The sequence below is a fragment of the Mesonia oceanica genome (assembly GCF_902499555.1).
Lineage (GTDB): Bacteria > Bacteroidota > Bacteroidia > Flavobacteriales > Flavobacteriaceae > Mesonia > Mesonia oceanica.
This window is the reverse complement of sequence record NZ_CABVMM010000043.1, coordinates 1-2,158: the sequence shown is the minus strand read 5'-3', so window position 1 is coordinate 2,158 and position 2,158 is coordinate 1. Positions and strand designations below refer to the sequence as shown.

1 protein-coding gene and 1 pseudogene are annotated in these 2,158 nt (G+C 33.4%); both read left to right on the top strand.

What is annotated here, in order from left to right; translation table 11 throughout:
* Positions 1–233 precede the first annotated feature (233 nt).
* Positions 234–1,058, top strand: coding sequence for an RHS repeat-associated core domain-containing protein (locus FVB9532_RS19205; protein WP_150546800.1), 825 nt, complete (start codon positions 234–236; stop codon positions 1,056–1,058).
* 246 nt (positions 1,059–1,304) lie between these two features.
* A pseudogene (lepB, locus tag FVB9532_RS19200) lies at positions 1,305–1,910 on the top strand (signal peptidase I); the annotation flags it as partial.
* Positions 1,911–2,158: the final 248 nt, after the last annotated feature.

Sequence of the window (2,158 nt, the reverse complement as noted above, 5' to 3'; positions counted from 1 at the left end):
TGACGAAGGGGCAAGTTTAGAAATGTTTTATTTTCATTCGGACCATTTGGGTAGTTCCAATTTTATTACTAATATAGTTGGAGAAATAAGCCAGCATATAGGGTGGAACGTCAAGAAAACAGCCGGTGGCTGTTTTTAGTGAACAGGCCAGCTTGCCGAGTTGGCTTGGGAGTTGGATAAATCGAGGAACGAGATACAACGAAATCTTATAAAAATAGAAAGTAGCTAGTTAAATGTTTGTAGAAGAACACAAGAATTCCAATAACTCTCCCTATAAGTTTAATGCAAAAGAACTTGACGAAGAGACGGGGAACTATTATTATGGCGCACGGTATTATGATCCGAAGTGGAGTGTTTGGTTAAGTGTTGACCCAATGGCGGAGGAGCGTCCCGGCATCTCACCGTACAGTTATGTGCAGAACAACCCGTTGAACAGGATAGACCCAACGGGGATGCTGGATGAATCCGTTCAGAGACCTGATGATTGGATAAAATACCTAGATACTGGGGAAGTGAAATGGTTTGATGGTACTAGCGAAGAAGCTATGGATGCTGCACAGGTTTATTTTGGAACAGAAAGTTCAGAAAACTTGGAGAATTTAGGAGATAGTTATTTCGGACCAACAAAAGGGAATAGCTATGATCGTGCACAAATTCTAGATCAAAGAAAATCGTATTTACGAGACGCCTCAGATAAAATCAATAAAAATGCTGATTGGGATATTGACAAATATGATTCGAATAATATAACTTATGAATATCTTTCCCATAAGTTTTTGGGTACACAATTCGGGAATAAACAAAATAATGACTCTCCATTACCAGGAATAATTTGGGATTATGGAGGAGGGGATTTTGTAGAATCGAAACTTCCTAAAAACATAGTTAGTAAAGTTCTTGTTAAAGGTGTAGATATGTATTTTAGCTCTCAACCTACTGCGTTGAGTGCAGATAAGACTTATATGGATAGAGCTAGAGCGGTTAATGAATTTAAAACTAATACTGTTAAATTTATAGACATGAAAACTATTTTAAACATAACACTTCATAAGTTTTGAGACATAAGCTTTTTACAGACATAGGAGGGTTTTTATGGTGGTTGTTGATCAGATTTACAAAAACTGATCTAGATAAAGAACAGAGTAAAGAAAATTGGGCTAGGAATTTATTTTTTTTTATAGTTCTTATTTTAATAATTTCATTTTTTTCAATTAGGGTCTTTTAAAAAATGTTTACGTTAAGGAAAAATAAAAGGCTGGGTATTGTTTTTATATTCTTAGTCATATCTTTTTTTAGTAGTAAGGTTTGCAAATATATTATATGTGTATAATTTATCTACAAATACAATGGAACCCAATATCCATAGGGGGAATAGTTTATTGACAACCAACCTATCAAACTTGGATATTAATGATGTGGTAGTTTTTAATTATTCAGATTCTTTATTTGGAAAGCAAGTATATGTTTTTAGGATAGTGGGAAAACCAAAAGATGTAATAGAAATAAAATCGGGTATTTTATATAGAAATGGCTCAAAAGCTAATAAAATAGGAACTTCATATGATTATAAAGTAACTATGAATGAATATGCCGATTTAAAGCCCAATCTTGTATCAGATTATGACTTGAGGAAAAAAAGGGAGGATACCCTAATAGTTTCATTATCAGAAAAAGTAGCGATTAATAATAATTTAGACGATAGACGCTTTATTTTAAGCAATGACCATTCTGATAATTATATAAATGAGGTCTATGGTAAAAACTGGAATAAGGATTTTTTTGGACCTTTAACTATCCCAAGTGGAAAATATTTTGTTTTGGGTGATAACAGGGATAACTCAAACGATTCAAGGTTTATAGGTCTTATAGATAAGGAGCAAATAATAGGTGAAGTTATTACTACTTGGTAGTAGATGTTTGGAAGATAAAAATAAATTTACTTTAGGACAAAAAGCCCCGGATTTAATACTGGGACTTTTTATTTTTATTTAGCGAAAGCAAGTTTGGTCTTGAAGTTCTGGATATAGGTATAGATAAGGTTAAATAGAGTGTTTTTGGTGCCTTATCTTGATAAAAAAAGAGAACGCCACGTAAAATATACCAAACATTATTATGCCGGTAGCCAACGGGTGGCTAGTAAAATAGGAACGGCCATGCA